General features: G+C 65.2%; 19 protein-coding genes. 17 read left to right on the plus strand and 2 right to left on the minus strand.

Features of this window, described 5'->3' with window-relative positions; genetic code table 11:
- From gatB to Q3866_RS07445, 5 genes are all read left to right on the plus strand, one after another.
- Positions 1-1,406, plus strand: a 1,406-nt coding sequence (gene gatB, locus Q3866_RS07425) for an Asp-tRNA(Asn)/Glu-tRNA(Gln) amidotransferase subunit GatB (RefSeq protein WP_301830737.1), incomplete at its 5' end; no start/stop codon positions are given.
- A complete protein-coding gene (locus Q3866_RS07430) occupies positions 1,407-2,342 on the plus strand; it encodes an NAD(P)-dependent oxidoreductase (RefSeq protein WP_301830738.1) in 936 nt (311 codons plus the stop codon).
- Positions 2,343-2,926: 584 nt separating this feature from the next.
- Positions 2,927-5,242: a cation-translocating P-type ATPase gene (locus Q3866_RS07435; RefSeq protein WP_301830739.1), complete on the plus strand. Its 2,316-nt coding sequence runs from the start codon at positions 2,927-2,929 to the stop codon at positions 5,240-5,242.
- A 164-nt stretch (positions 5,243-5,406) separates the two neighbouring features.
- Positions 5,407-5,625 (plus strand): heavy-metal-associated domain-containing protein, encoded by a 219-nt coding sequence (locus tag Q3866_RS07440; protein ID WP_293673780.1) that lies wholly within the window; start codon positions 5,407-5,409, stop codon positions 5,623-5,625.
- Between the two features lie 130 nt (positions 5,626-5,755).
- Positions 5,756-6,028, plus strand: a complete 273-nt coding sequence (locus tag Q3866_RS07445) for a metal-sensing transcriptional repressor (protein ID WP_293673779.1) — start codon at positions 5,756-5,758, stop codon at positions 6,026-6,028.
- 87 nt (positions 6,029-6,115) lie between these two features.
- On the opposite strand, the gene Q3866_RS07450 is transcribed toward Q3866_RS07445, so the two are convergent.
- A complete protein-coding gene (locus Q3866_RS07450; protein ID WP_367881386.1) occupies positions 6,116-6,502 on the minus strand; it encodes a peptide chain release factor-like protein in 387 nt (128 codons plus the stop codon).
- Between the two features lie 385 nt (positions 6,503-6,887).
- Between Q3866_RS07450 and Q3866_RS07455 the strand changes: the two genes are divergently transcribed.
- The 3 genes from Q3866_RS07455 to Q3866_RS07465 are packed head-to-tail and all read left to right on the plus strand — an operon-like array spanning position 6,888 to position 8,004.
- On the plus strand, positions 6,888-7,262 hold the full coding sequence (locus Q3866_RS07455) for a type II toxin-antitoxin system RelB/DinJ family antitoxin (RefSeq protein WP_293826537.1): 375 nt from the start codon (positions 6,888-6,890) through the stop codon (positions 7,260-7,262).
- A gap of 4 nt (positions 7,263-7,266) precedes the next feature.
- Positions 7,267-7,740 carry a PIN domain-containing protein gene (locus tag Q3866_RS07460; protein WP_301830741.1) on the plus strand — a complete coding sequence of 158 codons (474 nt, stop codon included), beginning with the start codon at positions 7,267-7,269 and terminating at the stop codon, positions 7,738-7,740.
- An 18-nt stretch (positions 7,741-7,758) separates the two neighbouring features.
- A complete protein-coding gene (locus tag Q3866_RS07465) occupies positions 7,759-8,004 on the plus strand; it encodes a hypothetical protein (RefSeq protein ID WP_301830742.1) in 246 nt (81 codons plus the stop codon).
- Positions 8,005-8,170: 166 nt separating this feature from the next.
- On the opposite strand, the gene Q3866_RS07470 is transcribed toward Q3866_RS07465, so the two are convergent.
- Positions 8,171-9,391 (minus strand): M20 family metallopeptidase, encoded by a 1,221-nt coding sequence (locus tag Q3866_RS07470; RefSeq protein ID WP_301830743.1) that lies wholly within the window; start codon positions 9,389-9,391, stop codon positions 8,171-8,173.
- A 458-nt stretch (positions 9,392-9,849) separates the two neighbouring features.
- On the opposite strand from Q3866_RS07470, the gene Q3866_RS07475 reads away from it, so the two are divergent.
- The 9 genes from Q3866_RS07475 (at position 9,850) to Q3866_RS07515 (ending at position 18,318) form a co-directional block, all read left to right on the plus strand.
- Positions 9,850-11,139 carry a double-cubane-cluster-containing anaerobic reductase gene (locus tag Q3866_RS07475; RefSeq protein ID WP_301830744.1) on the plus strand — a complete coding sequence of 430 codons (1,290 nt, stop codon included), beginning with the start codon at positions 9,850-9,852 and terminating at the stop codon, positions 11,137-11,139.
- Positions 11,140-11,263: 124 nt separating this feature from the next.
- Positions 11,264-12,301: a selenide, water dikinase SelD gene (selD, locus tag Q3866_RS07480; RefSeq protein WP_301830755.1), complete on the plus strand. Its 1,038-nt coding sequence runs from the start codon at positions 11,264-11,266 to the stop codon at positions 12,299-12,301.
- Positions 12,302-12,428: 127 nt separating this feature from the next.
- Entirely contained in the window at positions 12,429-13,052 is a 624-nt protein-coding gene (yedF, locus tag Q3866_RS07485; RefSeq protein ID WP_301830746.1) for a sulfurtransferase-like selenium metabolism protein YedF, read from the plus strand.
- Positions 13,053-13,063: 11 nt separating this feature from the next.
- Positions 13,064-13,309, plus strand: a complete 246-nt coding sequence (locus Q3866_RS07490; protein WP_301830747.1) for a DUF3343 domain-containing protein — start codon at positions 13,064-13,066, stop codon at positions 13,307-13,309.
- A 123-nt stretch (positions 13,310-13,432) separates the two neighbouring features.
- Positions 13,433-14,602 (plus strand): aminotransferase class V-fold PLP-dependent enzyme, encoded by a 1,170-nt coding sequence (locus tag Q3866_RS07495; RefSeq protein ID WP_301830748.1) that lies wholly within the window; start codon positions 13,433-13,435, stop codon positions 14,600-14,602.
- A 215-nt stretch (positions 14,603-14,817) separates the two neighbouring features.
- Entirely contained in the window at positions 14,818-16,224 is a 1,407-nt protein-coding gene (locus Q3866_RS07500; protein WP_301830750.1) for an ATP-binding protein, read from the plus strand.
- Positions 16,225-17,066: 842 nt separating this feature from the next.
- Positions 17,067-17,357, plus strand: coding sequence for a hypothetical protein (locus Q3866_RS07505; protein WP_301830751.1), 291 nt, complete (start codon positions 17,067-17,069; stop codon positions 17,355-17,357).
- 316 nt (positions 17,358-17,673) lie between these two features.
- Positions 17,674-18,096 (plus strand): SIMPL domain-containing protein, encoded by a 423-nt coding sequence (locus Q3866_RS07510; RefSeq protein ID WP_301830752.1) that lies wholly within the window; start codon positions 17,674-17,676, stop codon positions 18,094-18,096.
- Positions 18,097-18,177: 81 nt separating this feature from the next.
- Positions 18,178-18,318: a hypothetical protein gene (locus Q3866_RS07515; protein WP_301830753.1), complete on the plus strand. Its 141-nt coding sequence runs from the start codon at positions 18,178-18,180 to the stop codon at positions 18,316-18,318.
- Positions 18,319-18,656: the final 338 nt, after the last annotated feature.

Raw genomic sequence — 18,656 nt, forward strand, 5'->3', positions numbered from 1 at the left:
ACCGCAAGCACTACTTCTATCCCGACATGGCCAAGAACTTCCAGACCACGCAGGGCCCGGTGGCCTTCTGCATGCACGGCCACCTCGACCTCGAGGTTTCGGGTCGAGGTGCCGCCGAGCGCCCGGAGTGTGCCTTTGGCGAGGGCGAGGCGGCGAGCCTTGCCAGCGCGAGCGCCGGCGCCGTGGGCCTCTCCACCGCCATGGCGCAGCACCTGCCCGAGGGCGGCGTGGCCGCTAGCGCCAAGGCCTCGAGCCAGGGCAGCTACGACACCGCCAACCTCGCCGTGCCGGTGCGTGCCGAGGACGGCTCCTACACGGTGCCCATCCGCATCCTGCGCATCCATATGGAGGAGGACGCCGCCAAGATGGTGCACGTGGGCGGCGAGGAGGGCCGCATCGGCGGCGCCACCGAGAGCCTCGTCGACTACAACCGCTGCGGCACCCCGCTCATCGAGCTCGTCACCGAGCCCGACCTGCGCACCCCCGAGGAGGCGCGCCTGTTCATGGAGAAGCTCCGCCGCATCTTCATGACGCTGGGCATCTCCGACTGTTCGATGGAGAAGGGCTCGATGCGCTGCGACGGCAACGTGAGCCTGCGCCGCCGCGGCGACACGCGCCTGGGCACCAAGACCGAGCTCAAGAACCTCAACTCGTTCAAGGCCCTGCACGACGGACTCGAGTACGAGATTTGCCGCCAGGCCGAGGTGCTCGAGGAGGGCGGCGTCATCTACCAGGAGACGCGTCACTGGGAGCCCAGCCGCAAGCGCACCGTGGTCATGCGCGTCAAGGAGACGGCCGACGACTACCGCCTGTTCCCCGACCCCGACCTCGCGCCCTTCGACCTCACCGACGGCTTCATCGACGAGTGCGCAGCCGAGATTCCCGAGCTGCCCGATGCCAAGCGCGACCGCTTCTGCGAGCAGTACGGCCTCAAGCGCGCCGACGCCGAGCAGCTCGCCGGCGACCCGGCCGTGGCGGCCGAGTTCGAGCAGGCCTGCAAGCTGGCACCCAAGGCGGCCTCGACCGTGGCCAACGTCATGGTGAACCTGGCGCCCGCCTACGACGCCATCACGCCCGCCCAGGTGGCAAGCCTCTCCGGGCTGCTCGCGGCCGACGCCATCACGTTTGCCCAGGCGCGCGAGGTGCTCGACGCCGTGAACGGCACCGACCTCGACCCCGAGAAGGTCGTCGACGAGCGCGGCATGCGCCAGGTGAGCGACACCAGCGCGCTCGAGCCGGTGGTCGACGCGGTGCTCGCGCGCTGCGGCGACCAGGTGGAGCAGTTCCGCGGCGGCAACCGTAAGGTCGTAGGCTTCCTCGTGGGCCAGTGCATGAAGGAGAGCCGCGGCAAGGGCAACCCCAAGCTGTTCAACCAGCTGCTGGTCCAGAAGCTGGAGGCGATGTAGATGAGGGTGGCGCTGCTTGAGCCCCTGGGCGTGCCCGACGAGATGATCCACGAGCTGGCGGCCCCCATCGAGGCCGCCGGCCACGAGTTCGTCTCCTACCCCGAGAAGACCTGCGACGCGGCCGAGCTCGTACGTCGTTCGGCCGGGGCCGACGTTGTGATGATCGCGAACAACCCGTACCCGGCGAGCGTGGTCGAGGCGTCCGATGCGCTCAAGCTCGTGGCCGTGGCGTTTGCGGGCGTCGACCACGTGGCGCTCGACGCATGCCGCGAGAGGGACGTCGAGGTCATGAACTGCGCCGGCTACTCCGACGTGAGCGTGGCCGAGCTCACCGTGGGTCTTACGATCGACGTGCTGCGCCGCGTGGTCGCAGCCGACGCTGCGGCGCGCGCGGGTGGCACCTCGGCGGGCCTCGTGGGCCGCGAGATCTGCGGCAAGACGGTGGGCATCGTGGGCACGGGCCACATCGGGTGTGCCGCGACGCGCCTGTTCCGCGCGTTTGGCGCGCGCGTCGTGGGGTATGCACGCCACGAGAGCGAGGCGGCGCGCGAGGCGGGCATCGAGTTCGTGGGGCTGGACGAGCTTCTCGGCCAGTCTGACATCGTGAGCCTGCACGTGCCGCTCACGCCCGAGACCCGCGGTTGGTTTGATGCCGACAAGATTTGCGCCATGCGCGACGGCGCCGTGCTCATCAACTGCGCCCGCGGCGCGATTGTCGACAACGACGCGCTTGCGGCCGCGCTCAACGGCGGTAAGCTGGCCGGTGCCGGCATCGACGTCTTTGACATGGAGCCGCCGCTGCCCGAGGGCTATGCCCTCGCGAGCGCCAAGAACTGCGTGCTCACGCCGCACGTGGCCTACCTCACTGAGGAGTCCATGCAGCGCCGCGCCAAGATCGAGTTCTCCAACGTCATCGACTGGCTTGCCAAGCACTAGACGCGGGTACAGAGGGACGTGTCTTTTGTCCCCGCACGGCGATGCGGGGCGCGCCTATTCCGCGCCCTCTCGTTCGTTCATCCGTTTTACGTGCTGGCAGCCTCTTGCCTCCGTCGCTCATCCGTTTTACGAGTTTGGGTGGTTCTGGACGCGTAATTTTGATGAGCGAAAACCTATGACGGTCGACACAGCCCGCGGGTCTCGTGCTCGCGGGCTTTTGTGTGGCGCGTCATTTCCAAGCATCCCAATCTTTGAGCACCCACATTTACGCGCCCCCAACCTTTGAGCACCCGCTTTTGCGTGCCAGATGGCCCCCGAGCGCGTAAAAGCGGGTGCAGGCTACCGTAGGTGGCGCGTAAAAGCGGGTGCGCGTGGCTCGCGTCGTCTAGGTTGCGCAGATTGCTAACTTCTGCACATTCGTGGCCCTACCCCCCTGGGGGAGGGGTATACTCCACTCGAGAAACACGTGGGGGATGGGTAGTGGCGCCCGTGTCAAGAGAGGCGGCCCTGCTGACGCGCCCCGGCAACCAAAGGGGAACGGCCCTGCTGGCATGCCTCGGCAACCAGAGCGAGAGGAGCATCATATGGCTCACGAGAAGTTCGACGTGGGAGGCATGACCTGCGCGGCGTGCCAGGCCCACGTGCAGAAGGCGGTGGCGGGTGTCAACGGCGTCAGCGACGTGGTGGTCAACCTGCTCTCCGGCTCGATGACCGTCGACTACGACGAAGCCAGCACCACGCCCGCCGCCATCTGCGCCGCCGTCGACCGCGCCGGCTACTCCGCCACGCCCGTCTCGGCAAACGCGGCAGCGGGCGACGCCGGCGCCGCTGGCAGCGCTAGCGCGGCGTCCACACTTACCAACCCCACCAAGAAGCTCGACGAGGCGGCCGACGCCATGTGCCACCGCCTCGTCGTGTCGCTCGTCTTTCTCGTCCCGCTGTTCTACATCGGGATGGGCCACATGCTGGGCTGGCCGCTGCCGCCCGTCTTCACCGACCACACCCACTCGATGACGCTTGCCCTCACCGAGCTTTTGCTCGTGCTGCCCATCGTCTACGAGAACCGCGCCTACTTCGCCAACGGCTTCAAGAGCCTTCTCCACCGCGCGCCCACGATGGACGCGCTCATCGCCATTGGCGCCTCCGCGAGCCTCGCGTGGTCGGTCTACGCTATGTTCGTCATGGCCGACCAGCTCGCCGCCGGCGACGTCCACGCCGCAATAATGACGGGCATGGACAACCTCTACCTCGAGAGCGCGGGCACGATCCTCGCTCTCGTTACCGTGGGCAAGTACCTCGAGACGCGCAGCAAGGCAAAGACCGGCGGCGCCCTCGAGGCCCTCATCGACCTTGCGCCCAAGACGGCCAACGTCGTCGACGCCAGCGGCGCGGAGCGCGAGGTTCCGGCCGCCCAGATCGCCGTGGGTGACGTCATCCGCATCCGCCCGGGCGAGAGCCTGCCGGTCGACGGCGTGGTGCTCGAGGGCGCGAGCTCCGTCGACGAGAGCGCCCTCACCGGCGAGTCGATGCCCGTCGAGAAGCGTGCGGGCGATGCCGTGAGCGCCGCGACCATCAACCGCACCGGCACGTTCACCTTCCGCGCCACCCGCGTGGGCGCCGACACGAGCCTTGCCAAGATCGTGGAGCTCGTCGAGGACGCCAACGCCACCAAGCCGCCCATCGCCCGTCTGGCCGACAGGGTCGCCGGCGTGTTCGTGCCTGTCGTCATAGGTATAGCCCTCGTGACGTTTGCCGTGTGGCTGGCGGTGAGCGGTTCCGTGAGCGAGGCCATTACCTCGGGCGTTGCGGTGCTCGTCATCAGCTGCCCGTGCGCGCTGGGCCTCGCCACCCCCGTGGCCATCATGGTGGGCACGGGCCGCGGCGCCGAGATGGGCGTGTTGTTCAAGAGCGCCGAGGCCCTCGAGACCCTGCGCGGCGTCAACGCCGTGGTGCTCGACAAGACCGGCACCATCACCAAGGGCGCGCCGCAGGTCACCGACATCGTCGTGGCGGGCGCCGCATCCGAGAAGGCCTTGCTCAAGCTCGCGATGGCCCTCGAGGCGTCCTCCGAGCACCCGCTTGCCGAGGCCATTCGCACCAAGGCCGGAGAGCGCGGCATCGTGGCTCGCGAGGTGGCCGACTTTGCCGCCGTGCCCGGCCGCGGCGTCATGGCCCGCGAGGGGTCCAACGCCATCGCCGCCGGCAACGCCCGTCTCATGGCCGAGCTGGGCGTTGCGGTGGACGAGAACCTTCTCGCGCGCCTGGCGGGGGAGGGCAAGACGGCCCTCATGTTTGCCAAGAACGGCCAGCTCATGGGTACCATCGCCGTGGCAGACCAGGTGAAGGAGACGAGTCGCGCGGCCATTGCGGCCCTGCGCGGGCTGGGCATCCGCCCACTTATGCTCACGGGTGACAACGTGCTCACGGCCGCGGCGATCGCCGCCGAGGTGGGCCTTGAGCCAGACGAGGTCGTCGCCGAGGTGCTGCCCGCCGACAAGGAGCGCCACGTGCGCGAGCTGCAGGAGCAGGGCCTGCGCGTGGCCATGGTGGGCGACGGCATCAACGACTCGCCCGCGCTTGCCCGCGCCGACGTGGGCCTGGCCATCGGCACCGGCGCCGACATCGCCAAGGAGGGGGCCGACGTGGTGCTCATGCACTCCGACCTGCTCGACGTGGCGCGCGCCGTCGAGCTGTCGCGCGCGGTGATTCGCAACATCAAGCAGGACCTGTTCTGGGCGCTGTGCTACAACGCCTGTGGCATCCCGCTGGCGGCGGGCGTGTTCTACCCGCTGCTGGGCTGGCAGCTCTCGCCGATGTTCGGCGCGGCGGCCATGAGCCTGTCGAGCGTCTGCGTCGTCACGAACGCCCTGCGCCTTCGCGGCTTCCGCCCACGGGTGTAGCAAGATGGGATGCGGGGACGCGTCTTTTGTCCCGCGCGACGGGCGGCCGCTCCGTCGCTCGTCCTTCTCGGCAGCAAAAATGGGATGGGCCGGCCTGGCCGCTCGTCTCGGCAACGTCATCAATGGGGCGGCCCGCCCGCCCCGGCAACGATAAGGAGAGATAGATGAACTACACGATCAAGACCCAGGGCATCATGTGCGGCCACTGCGAGGCCACCGTCGAGAGCGCGCTGCTCAAGGTTGCCGGCGTGACAGACGCCGAGGCCGACCACGACGCCAACGTCGTGACGGTCGAGTGCGGCGAGGGCGTCTCGGCCGATGCCCTCAGGGAGGCCATCGAGGGTGCCGGCTCGTACAAGGTGCTCGAGGTTTCGGCCAATTAACCGCAGGTAGATGGCGCGTTGCCGCGGGAGGGGGACCTGCGGCGCGCATGCGTTTGCACAGCGAGGCGCGTGCGTGGCGGGCGGCGGGTGCCGTGCGCCGCGCCCGCGCCCAGACGTGGGGGAGAAGAACATGCAGGCAGACCCTAAGACCGTGCTCAACCTGCTCAAGACCGCGCGCGGCCAGCTCGACGGCGTGGTGCGGATGGTCGAGGACGACCGTTATTGCATCGACATATCCAACCAGCTCATGGCCATCGAGAGCCTTGTGGCCAAGGCCAACGCCACCGTGCTCAAGGCCCACGTCGCGGGCTGCGTGCGCACGGCGTGCTGCTGCGGCGACGAGGCCGAGCGCGACGTCAAGCTCGCCGAGATCGAGGGCGTCATCGACAAGCTCTCGAGGTAGCGATAGCGGGACATGACAGAGGGACGTGCCTTCTGTCATATGTCAAAAGGCGCGTCCCTCTGTCATATGGCGTTTGCCCTGTTTGCGCTATTCGTCGTGGTAGCGGCCGCGCAGCTGCTTGACCTGCGAGCGGCGGTGCTTGTCGTCGAGGCGGCGCTGGCGCTGTCCGCGCGAGGGCTTCGTGCGGTGGCGAACCTTGGGCGCGCGCCCGCGGCGGCCGAGCTCCTCGCGGATCTTGGCGAGGCAGAGCTGGCGGTTGCGGAACTGGCTGCGGCTCTCGCGCGACACGACGACGATGCCCGTGGGCTCGTGGGTCATGCGCACGGCCGAGTCGGTCGTGTTGACGCACTGCCCGCCGGGGCCCGACGCATGGAAGGCCTGCGCGCTGCACTGCTCGGCCAGCTGGTCGAGGGGCAGGCGCGCCATGCGTGCGTAGTCGTGGTATGTGAGCTGCTTGTTTTCCATGGCGTCCATGATAGCGCACCGTGTGCCGGGTCTCTTGTCGTCGCGCGGGACGCTGCCAAGAGGGGCAACGGCCCGTCCGCCTCCCACATCTCGATAAGGACGCTGCCGAGAAGGGTGCCGGGCCCGCTCGTCTCCCGCGTCTCGGGAGGTCGTGGCCTTTCCCACCTGCCGTTTGCACCAAACTGCGGTACTTGCCGTGCCGTTTTGCACAAACGCGCGCTATTCTCCGTCGTATAGCTCAATTCTGCGTCATATACCGCATCTTTGTGCAAAACTGCGCGTCAGAAACCGCAGTTTGTGCAAAACTGCAGCTACAAAGCTATGGAATACCCAGTTGCCCTTCTTAGTCGCGCATACTACACTCGATGTATAGCGCGCGAGAGGAGCGTATAGCATGGCTGCCACGTCAACGATGGTCCAGATGAACACGAGGATCGACCGCACCCTCAAGCAGGAGGGTGACCGCGTCTTCAAGGCAATGGGCTTCTCACCTTCCGAGGCGGTGAGGGGGTTCTATCGCTTTGCCTGCTCTCATGCTATGGACCGGGCAACCTTGGATCCCGTGCTTTCCCAGACCGAGGAAGCGGACGAGCTGCCCTTCTCCGAACTGAAGAGCCTCTGGAACCGCTTCGTTTCCGATGCCGGTCTTTCTCAGCACGCTCAAAGGACGGCCCCATCCATTCAAGAAGAAATCGACTTCGACAAGGAGTGCGAGTTTGAGCGTCTGATGGCAAAGAACTACGGGGAGGGTTGGCGAGATGAACTCTGAGCGGATGAGCATGGTCATCGACACGAATGTCTGGATTGACATGTTCGATGGCGACCGTCCCCACAGTCCTTCGTCGATTAAGTCGTTGCAAGGGTTAAGCCGATGCGGCGTTGACCTTTTGTTCGCCGTCACCTCGGTGAAGGACGTGCATTACATGCTCATGAATAAGCTGAAGCACGTGATCAGGGAAGACACGGGCACGCTTGAACCCTCTGCGCTCGCGGCTGCTAGTAGCTATGCAAATGCCTGTATTGAAATGATGAATAGCCAAGCCACTGCAATCGGCGTCGATATGTCTGACGTTTGGTTGGCCGAGAAGTACTGCAAACAGTTCAGCGATTTTGAGGACTGTCTTGTAATTGCGGCCGCGCGCCGTGCGCATGCAGATTGCATTGTCACCAACGACGAACGTTTTCTTCGCCAGCGGCTGTTCGCTGCAATGAGGCCTGAGGAGGCCTTGTGCTTGGCAAAGGGGTAGCGGCTGATTGGAGCTGCTATGACAGAGTCTATTAGCGAGGAGGCCAACGCCCGTCTTGAAGCGCTGAGGCGCGGTCGTGAAATTGCGCGAGAGGGGATGCGCGCCCTGGGGCTCGATGAAGATAAGCCGCTGTTCCCGGAGGACTTCAATTACAAGGAGTTCATCGAGGAATGCACTGCGGAGCGATATGCCGAGAAGGCTGCAAGAAGCGCCCGGATTGAGGCGGAGGAGGAAGAGCGGGACCGCCACTCTCGCATGGCCTAGTTCTTCTCACACAAGCAACGCCTCGGAACTGCTGGTTTGGCTCCGGGGCGTTGTGGTTGAGAAATGGGCGTTGCGGCCGAGAAACGCCGTGCGAAACGCGCTGTCGAGATAAGACGGCCGAGAAGCGCCGTGCAAGGCGCGCCGTGAGGAAGCTCCGGCGTCCTCGCTACTCTCCGCGGCAGACCTGCTCGGCCAGGCGCGTGAGGACGGCCTGCGCGCGGCGGACGTCGGCGTGGGGCACATACTCGTTGGGCTTGTGCGCCAGCGCTAGCGACCCCGGTCCGTAGCTCATGCAGTTGTGGTTGCCGCAGCGCCCGGCGATGACGGCCGTGTCGGTGTAGCCGGTGAAGATGCTCACCTCGGCCGGCTCGCCGCAGACCTCGCGCGTGGCATCGAGCACGGCGGCGGCTAGCGGCGACGCGGGGTCGCGCTCGATGGCGGGGCGGTCGCCGGTGCACACGTAGGAGCCGTGGCACCCCGGCACCGCGTCCTCGGCCTCAGCAATCGCCCGCTTCACAATGCCCCTGGCCACCTCGGTGTTGCACGGCGGCACCAGGCGCATGTCGATCCACACCTTGCACGAGTCAGGCACGACGTAGGGTCGATAACCACCCTCCACCTGGCCAAACGTCACCGTCGAGGGCCCCAGCTCGTCGTGGGTGGGCTGGGACAGGACGCCCCTGCGGATGCGGCAGATTGCCTCGGACATCGCCGCGATGGCGTCTGCCCCCTTCCAGGGCTGGCTCGCGTGGGCCGTGACGCCCTCCATCGTGACCTCGAACCACGTGCGCCCCTTGTGCGCAACCTGCAGCTGGCCATCGGTGGGCTCGGTGTCGAGCACCCACTCGTCTGCACCAACCCATCCGGCCCCGATCGCGGCCTCGACGCCGCGCATGAAGTCCTCCTCGTCGACGCTGCAGATGATTGAGATGCCGCGGCGCGGCAGCTTGCCGCTGGCGCCCACGCGCTCGAGCTCGTCGGCAAAGGCTACGAGGGCGCTCGCCAGGCCGCTCTTCATGTCGCAGGCGCCGCGCCCGTAGAGGCGGTCGTCGCGGACGAGGCCGCCCAGCGGGTCGATGCTGGCGTCCCAGCCGTCGCCCAAGGTCACGGTGTCCATGTGGCAGATGAAGACGAGGTGCGGGTCGTTGGACGTGCCGGGAATCGTGGCCATGAGTTCGGTGCGGCCGGGCAGCACCTCGAGCTCCTCGACGACCACCTGGGCGGCCAGGGCGGGCGGTAGCTCGTCGATGCGCTCCTCGAGCCAACGCTTGATGTAGCACTCGATCTGCCCCTCGTAGGCGCCGGGGTCCGACGAGTCAATCATCACGAGCTCGCGGGCGAGCTCCCAAGCCTCGTCGCCCGTCTTCGTGTGCGCCTGCGCGTCCATTGCCGCCTCCACATCTGGGCGCCGCGCGCCCAATCGCTGTCTTGTGACCCCATGATAGGTCTGTCCTCGAATTCATGACTTACTTTTATGCCATTGAACTCAATATGCGAGTAAGGAGCGTGCCCAAATCCCAGTCATATAGTGGGATTTGTCAGGTTTTCCATGCGAGAAGGGCCTGCTCGCATGACAGGGGGACGTGTCTTTTGTCCCCGTTGCGTTATCCCAGCGAGGAACAACGGTTGGCCAAGGGTTTACCGCTCGCAGAATCGTTATATATCCTCGCCGATAACGTTGTGTAAGAAAAAATTATCGCACACTCGACGGGGGTACCCTCGAACCCAAAGGGTGCATCGCGGCGCGGGGCCGCGGGCGCCCGCAACCAGCGAGCGCCATGCGCGCGACGGGGCCCAAGGCGCCACGTCATCGCAGTGGCGCCCGCAGACAAAAGGGAGAGAGCCATGGCGGAAAACGAGCAGTACGACTTCCACCCCATGTGGGACTCGCTCGGCATGAACCTCGAGGACCACGACATGCTTCTGGGCGCCGTGGGCCAGATGTACGGCGACATGTTCCTCACCCAGAGCAACCGGCCCGCGTCGACCAGCTACCTCGACTTCGTTGCCACCAACATCCACTCGGGTCGCATCAAGGAGATGCTCGACAAGAAGGCCAGCGGCGAGGCCACCAAGATAGTGGGCTCGTTCTGCCTCTACGTCCCCGAGGAGATCGTCCTGGCCTGTGACGGCATTCCCGTGGGCCTGTGCTCGGGCGCGGACTGGGCAACCGACAAGGTCGAGGAGCACCTGCCGCGCAACACCTGCCCGCTCATCAAGAGCTTCGCCGGCTTCAAACTGGGCCAGGTCTGCCCCTACATCGAGTCGAGCGACCTCGTGGTGGGCGAGAACACCTGCGACGGCAAGAAGAAGGCCTACGAGTTCTTTGCCACGCAGAAGAACATGTACGTGGTCGACATCCCCAACGTCCACGACGAGCGTACGCTCGAGGACTGGAAGGCCGAGGTCAAGAAGCTTGCGGCCAAGATCTCCGAGGAGTGCGGCGTCGAGCTCGAGGCCGAGCGCCTGTCCGCCGCCATCCACGCGGTGAACGAGAAGCGCCGCGCGCTCAAGCGCCTCTCGGCCACCCGCGCCGCAGACCCCGCGCCCATCAGCGGCCTCGACAGCCTGCTCACGGTGCAGGCCGCCTTCATGGACGACACCCCGCGTCTCACCGACGCCGTCAACAAGATGGCCGAGGAGTGCGAGGCCCGCGCCGCCGCTGGCGAGGGCGTGACGCCCAAGGGCACCAAGCGCATCCTCTACACCGGCACCCCCATGGCCGTGCCCAACTGGAAGCTCTTCAACATCATCGAGAAGGCCGGCGGCGTCGTGGTGGGCGAGGAGTCTTGCACGGGCTCGCGCTACTACAAGGACCTGGTCGACGAGGGCGGCACCACGGTCGACGAGATGCTCGACGCCATCGCCGAGCGCTACTTCAAGATCAGCTGCGCCGTCTTTACCCCCAACGACCAGCGCATGGAGGACGTCGTGCAGATGGCGCGCGACCTGCACGCCGACGGCATCATCGACTGCTCGCTGCAGTTCTGCACCCTCTACGAGATGGAGGCCTTTAGCGTCGAGAAGGCCGCCGAGAAGGCCGGCATCCCGTTCATGCACATCACGACCGACTACGCCGGCGAGGACGCGGGCCAGCTCAAGACCCGCATCGAGGCGTTCCTCGAGACCATCTAGCTGCCAAGCGTTGCGGGGCGATAATGGGACGAAGGGACGGCCCCTTCGTCCCAACTGGGACAGTTGCTCAGGCACCTATTGTCCCAGCCCGTTATTTGAACAGGAGGAGAAGTACCACATGGACATGACCGGAGTGAAGCTCACGGAGCTCGTGGAGGCGGCCGGGTGCGCGGCCAAGCTCGCGCCGGGCTACCTCTCCGAGGTGCTCGCGGACCTGCCGCGCATCGACGACCCCAACCTGCTCGTGGGCTTTGACGCCTCCGACGACGCCTACGTCTACGACCTGGGAGGCGGCCAGGCGCTCGTGGGCACCACGGACTTCTTCCCCCCGATGGTCGACGACCCGTTCCTGTTTGGCCAGGTGGCGGCTGCAAACGCCCTCTCCGACGTCTGGGCCATGGGCGGCACGCCCAAGCTCGCGCTCAACCTCCTGTGCTTCCCCAACTGTCTGGGCCTCGAGGTTGCGGGCCAGATCCTGGCCGGCGGCGCCAACAAGTGCGCCGAGGCCGGCGTTATCGTGGCGGGCGGCCACTCGATCAACGACCACGAGCCCAAGTTTGGCCTGGCCGTGACGGGCCTCGTCGACCCCGCGTGCATGCTCGCCAACGGCGGCGCCCGAGTGGGAGACGCCCTCGTGCTCACTAAGGCGCTGGGCACCGGCGTGCTCACCACGGCCCACAAGGCCCAGCTGCTCGACGACGCCGGCGTCAAGGTCGCCACGGACTCGATGATCACGCTCAACAAATACGGCGCCGAGGCGCTCACCGGGCTCGACGCCCACGCCGCGACCGACGTCACGGGCTTCTCGCTCATGGGCCACGGCTGCGAGATGGCCGAGGCAAGCGATGTCACCATCCGCATCAGCGCAGGTAGCGTGCCCGTCATGGCGCGTGCCCGCGAGATGGCGAGCATGGGCCTGATTCCGGCCGGCGCCTACCGCAACCGCGACTTCTTTGGCCCGCGCGTGCAGATGGGCGTCGAGGTGCCCCTGGACCTCTCCGACATCCTGTTTGACCCGCAGACCTCGGGAGGCCTCCTCGTGGCTCTGCCGGCAGACCAGGCCGAGATGTACGCCGAGCGCATGCGCGAGAAGGGCCAGCCCGCCGCCGTGGTGGGAACCTGCGAGCCGCGCGGCGAGCACTCCGTTATCGTAGAGATGTAGCGGTCCCGCGCGCGAGTCGCGGCGCGCGGCCCCGCGGCACGCAAACCCCTGCGGCCCCGCACCGCCCAACAACAGCAACAACGACGCAGACCATCCCGGCCCGCGCCCCACAGAAAGGGATAGCAACATGAGTGAGAACAAGCTTGTCATCGATGCCCGCGGCGACGCGTGCCCCATCCCCGTGGTGAAGACCCTCAAGGCGCTGGGCGCCCTGGGCGGAGCCGGCGAGGTCGAGACGATCGTCGACAACAAGGTCGCCGTCGAGAACCTCTCGCGCATGGCCGCCTCCAAGGGCTGCGCCTTTGCCTCCGAGCAGACGGGCGACAAGGAGTGGCACACCACCACGACGGCCGACCACGCCATCGAGGTCGTAGAGGGCGAGCCCGAGGCCGCCACCTGCGCCGCTCCGGTCGAGAAGAACGTTGTGATCCAGGTCGCGGCCGACACCATGGGCATTGGCGACGACGAGCTGGGCCACAAGCTGCTCAAGGGCTTCATCTTCTCGCTCACGCAGCTGCCCGAGCTCCCCGAGACGATGCTCTTCTACAACTCCGGCGCCCGCGTGACCTGCGAGGGCTCCGCCTCGCTCGAGGACCTCAAGAACCTGGCCGACGCCGGCGTCGAGATCCTCACCTGCGGCACCTGCCTCGACCACTACGGCATCACCGACAAGCTCGCGGTGGGCGAGGTCACCAACATGTACGTGATTGCCGACAAGCTCACGGGTGCCACCAACGTCGTGAGGCCGTAGGCGTGCCGCGCGTGCGCAAGCCGGCGCTCGTGGTGACGTTTCCCACCACGGCGGCGGCGATGGCCTGCGAGCAGCTCTGTGGCGAGCAGGGCCTGCCCGGGCGCATGATTCCCGTGCCGGGAGAGATTTCTGCCGGCTGCGGCCTCGCCTGGAAGGCGGCGCCGCAGGACCGCGACGTGCTCGCGGGCGCCCTCGACGCGGCGGGCGTCGCCATGGAGGGCATGGACGTCATCGAGATGCTCGAGTTCGTTAAATAGTTGATGTGCGGGCGACGGTGCCTGCGGCCATGTGGGCCGTGCGCCGCCGCTTGCAGGTTTTGTTGGGCGACGCCCGTGGCTGGTTTGGCCGCGCGCCGCCGCCCCTGCGTTGGGGGAGAGCCCATGATCTACCTGGACAATGCCGCCACCACGATGACCAAGCCGCAGGCCGTCATCGACGCGGTGGTCGCCGCGATGCACACGATGGGCAACGCGGGGCGCGGGGCGTCCGCGAGCTCGCTCGACGCGGCGCGCTCGATCATGGGCTGCCGTGAGCGCGTGGCGGCGCTGCTGGGATGCTCCCGCGCGGACCACGTGGCCTTTGCCCCCAACTCCACGGCGGCGCTCAACTGTGCCATCAACGGCTTGGTGGGGGAGGGCGACCACGTGGTCACCACGGTGCTCGAGCACAACTCGGTGCTGCGCCCCCTGAACCGCCTCGCGCGCGAGAGGGGCGTGCGCCTAGACCACGCGGGCTGCGACGCCTACGGACGGCTGGACATGGACGAGCTCGCGCGCCTCGTCGTGCCTGGCACGCGCGCCGTGGTGGTGACGGCCGCCTCCAACGTCACGGGTAACGCCGTCGATGTGGCTGCCGTGGCCGCCCTGGCCCATGCGGCGGGGGCGCTCGTCATCGTTGACGCCTCGCAGGCCGCGGGCATCATGCCCATCAACATGGCCGAGCAGGGCATCGACGTGGTGTGCTTCACGGGCCACAAGGCGCTCATGGGCCCGCAGGGCACGGGTGGTTTGGCGGTGGCCGAGGGCGTCGACGTGGCGCCGTGGAACGTGGGCGGCACGGGCGTGCACAGCTTCGATGCCGAGCAGCCCCTGGGCTGGCCCACCAGGCTCGAGGCGGGCACCCTGAACGGCCACGGCCTCGCCGGCCTTGCCGTCGGCATCGACTACATCGCGGAGAATGGCGGCGTTGCGGCCGCGGGCGCGCACGAGCTGGCCTGCGCGCGCAGGCTCTACGAGGGTGTGCGTGACGTGCCGGGCATCACCGTCTACGGCGACTGGGCGGCTCGCGACGCCGGGCTCGTGGCGGCGGACGCGCCACGCGCGGGCATCGTGGCGCTCAACATCGAGGGCGTGGACTCGGCCGAGGTGTCCGACATGCTCATGGAAGGCTGGGGCATCGCCACGAGGCCGGGCGCCCACTGCGCCCCGCTCATGCACCAGGCGCTGGGGACGGTCGAGCAGGGCATCGTGCGCCTCTCCACCAGCTGGTTTACCACGGCCGACGAGATTGACGCCGCCATCGACGCCATTACCGAGATCGCCCGCGGCTAACATACATAATGGGACAAATAAGCCCGTAGCTTTATCGTCCCATTTGAGGCGGCACCTCATGGTGTATAACGCGATCCCAACATTGTGCGGTCCTCTTGCCACCGGCTTCGTATGCCCTGGCTTCGACCCATGCTCGCTCAGCACTTCTTTTACCGTGTGTCGCTATAATTATGCAAGCATGAATTATTCGACCTTGCATAATTCATGTTTGCATAATGTTTGTTGGACGCAAGGCAGAGCTCGATAGGCTCGTCTCTCTCTACGAGCAGGATACGTTCCAGATGGTGGTCGTGTACGGCCGCCGTCGCGTGGGTAAGACCACACTCATTAATGAGTTCTGTCGCGACAAGAGAATGCTCTCGTTCACGGCCCTTGAGCAGAGCGATGCCGGCAACCTTGCGGACTTCAACCGTTCCGTCGCTAGCTTCTTTGGACTTCCCGCCAGTATGGGAGGCTTCTCCACGTGGACCGATGCTCTGTCGTACGTGGCCGAGCGGGCGAAGAGCGAGCGCTTTGTCTTCGTATTCGACGAGTTCCCCTATGCCGCGCAGCGCAACGAGGCGCTGCCGTCTCTGTTCCAGGTGGCAATCGACGGGGTCTTCAAGGAGACGAGGGCATTCCTCATTCTGTGTGGCAGCAACCAGGGATTCATGGAGAGCGAGGTGCTGGGCCGCAAGAGCCCCCTCTTTGGGCGAAGAACGGCGCAGATAAAGGTTGGCGACCTTGGCTTCAAGGATGCGGCAAAGATGCTGCCCGGCCTTAGCGCCCAGGAGGCGTTTCGTTTCTATGGCTGCTTTGGCGGTGTGCCCTACTACCTGCAGCAGGTGAACCCGCGCGAGAGCCTGCGAGAGAACCTTGTGCGCCTCTACTTTGACCCCATGGGATTTCTCTTTGAGGAACCGTACGGCCTGCTTCGCCAGGAGTTCCAGGAGCCGGCGCTCTACAACTCCATTCTGCGGGCGATTGCCGCTGGGGCAAATCGCGCAAAGGAAATTGCCGATCGCGCGGGCATTGTACAGACGAGTCTGCCTCGCTACCTCAAGGCGCTCGAAAACGTGGGGATTATCGAGAAGGCCGTTCCCTTTGGTGAGAACGTCGAGACGAGCAAACGCGGAATCTATAGGCTGAGCGAGCCCTGCTACATGTTCTGGTTTCGCTTTGTGATGCCGTTTACTTCGGGTATCGAGCAGGGACTGGGTCAGGCCGTTGTCAACGCGCTGCCAGAGGAGCAGATAAACGAGTATCTGGGACACAGGTTCAAAGCGTTGTGCGCCGAGTGGCTTGCCGACCAGGCGAGGGAGGGGGCGTTGCCCATTGCGGCAACGGCCGTGTCTTCGTGGTGGGGCACGAACCCGGCAAAGCGGGCACAGGACGACATCGACGTTCTCGCGGTTGATCGCGTTGCTAAGCAGCTGCTCATTGGCGAGTGCAAGTATCGCGAGTCATTTGACGAGACGGCCGAGATCGAGGACCTCGAGAGCAAGCGTGGGCTGGTGAAGGATTACGTGGCGACCAACTTTATGCTGTTCACCAAGCATGAGGTGAGTGTTGCGACCAGGGAGAAGATGGCCGAGCGGGCCGACTGGCGTTTCGTGACGCTGGACGAGATGTACGAGGGATAGGGGCGGCTGGTGCCGGAGGGCACCGTCTGCCTTATGGCGCGCGCTTGCGCGTCGAGTGCACCGTGAGATGTGCTGTGTCGGTTGTCCCTCCACCTTATTGCGAGGCCCGCCCCTTGCGGTGTGGTGCTGCGTGACGCGGCTGATTCCCTGTCTCGAGCTGCTGCAAACAAGTTCGCCCACCCAGAACTGTCAGTGAAACCGGTTACAGGTGCAGTCGCGAAGACCCAAGAGGTTTGCGAAGGCCTCACTTGGTACGAACTCGTACCAAGTGAGGCCAAGATGAGCCCATGAAGCATTCCGGGCGGCCTCTGGACCCACGGAGAGCCGTCAAATATATCCACTAATTAACAGCCATCGCACCTGTAACCGGTTACACTGACAATTACGTCGCCGCGAACAGTTAGCCGCGCTTGCAACTCGGGCAAATCCTCGTGCCGGGCATCCGTTGCGGCCATAGAGCGCCTTCCACTCCAAGGCTAGCTTGCCAAGACGCGAGCCGTTCTGAGCACGGCCAGTATTAATCGAGAATCAGAAATAGTTACGAGTACAGTTGAAACTATCGGCGAATCGCAAAAAGATACGAGTATGGTCGAAACTATTTGCGGTGGATGACAAGGCCTCTAGCCGCTTGCCACGTGGCCTTCGGCATCCGGAATAGGGAGTTGGGGGTTGCTGTGGACCGCGGCGAGCTCGTCAAGGTTGTGCGCGGCCTTTACTGCACGCCTGAGACCTGGGAAGACGAGTACGTTGCGGCGTAGTATCACTTTGCCCGGGGCGCGTTCTCCCATGATGCGGCAATATATTTGCCGCGGCTTTCTGACTCGCCGCCCGAGTCACTCACCATGAGCTTTCCCAGAGGCCGCAACCCTACAAATGTCAGGTCGGCGGGCATCATTGCAAAAACATCTCTCAACGGCTTCCAAGAGTTGGGCCGCATCGAAGTGGCGACGTCCTATGGCAATGACGTGCAATCCTACAACGCCGAGCGAACGCTCTGCGACATGATGCGCGACACGGCATCGCCTGACCTCCAGCTGCTGTCGTCGGCGTTTCGGTCTTATCTGGCGTCAAGCGAGAGAAACCTCGTGAAGCATCGCTCGTATGCGAGCAGCTTGGCGTTGCCCCAAAGGTAAGGGTGTATCTGGAGGTGTTGCTGTGAAGACGACAAACGCCATGCAGCTTAAGGCACGTATTAAGGGCTAAGTCGCCCGCTAACAAAGAAAAACCGGGGGATAAGCCCCCGGCACTTGGAAGTAGCTGAATCAGCCACTAGATCCAGAATGCTATATTCGCGCCATCGAGGCAAGTAGCGGAGGCTGTCGTCTTGGTGGTCTGCTCCGACCTATGTCTGTCGGCCAGTATTCCCATGCCAAATAATGTCCGGTCACACCTTCACAATGCGGGGCCAAGCATCACCGCAGATCTGTCGACAAGGCGAAAGGCCCCGCTATGGCTAACACGAACTCCGGCTACATCAGCGTTGGCGCGAGCGTCGAGGACAAGGTGATGCCAGATTGCGTTATCTTTAAGATTTGCTTTGAGGGCAGTAAGCGTACCAAGGACGAGTGCCTTGCAGACTACAACGCAGATCGAGCGCGCATTGCCAAGGCGCTTGCGCCCTTTGGGCTGGACAAGGAGCTTACCTGCAAGCGCTACAGCTGCTATTCCAGGACCACGCGCAAGAAGAATACGGTACTGGGCTATTCGTACTATGCTCACGGATCCATCGAGACCGACCTTGCGAGCGTCGACCATGCCGCGGTATGGCAGGCCCTCAACACCTGCGGTGCGCGGGCAGACATGGACGTGTCGTTTGGCATCAAAGACCGCAGGGCGGCGGAGGACGTGCTCATTGCCAAGGCAGTTGGGTAGGCACGGGCAAATGCCCAGGCCCTGGCAGATGCGTCGGAGGTAAAGCTAGCGGGCGTAAAGCGCATCTCGTACAACAGCGATTTGCGTGACTACGACTGGTGCGTGTGCGAAGCGGCGCCGGCCGGTGTGCCCGATGATGGCGAGGGGGATGAGAAGACGGTCATTGAGCCCGAGCCGGTCAAGGTGTCGTGCTCGGCCGATGCTGAGCGGTGGGCCGAGTAGGTTGGAGCGCGGCGTTTTGCGCTGAGGATCAACAGTCTGATGAGCCCGTCAGCCTGGCGTTGCCGAGCTTGACGGGCTTGCTTTGGGTCGCGATAGAGCGTGTCGCTGGTGTCTACTTGCGCAATCTATGCCGGCCACCAGATGTGGGTGAGGGGGAGAAGGGCGCGCGTCTCCTGTCGGCCTTCCAATTCCCCAGTTGGTACAATCATCCCCGTATCGTGCCCACGGATAGTATCGTCTTGCCGGCCTTCCAATTCCCCAGTTGGTACAATTGCTCCGTTGCTTGGCAAGCACTATCCGAGTCTTGCCGGCCTTCCAATTCCCCAGTTGGTACAATT

The sequence above is a fragment of the uncultured Parolsenella sp. genome (assembly GCF_958346945.1).
Classification (GTDB): Bacteria; Actinomycetota; Coriobacteriia; order Coriobacteriales; family Atopobiaceae; genus Parolsenella.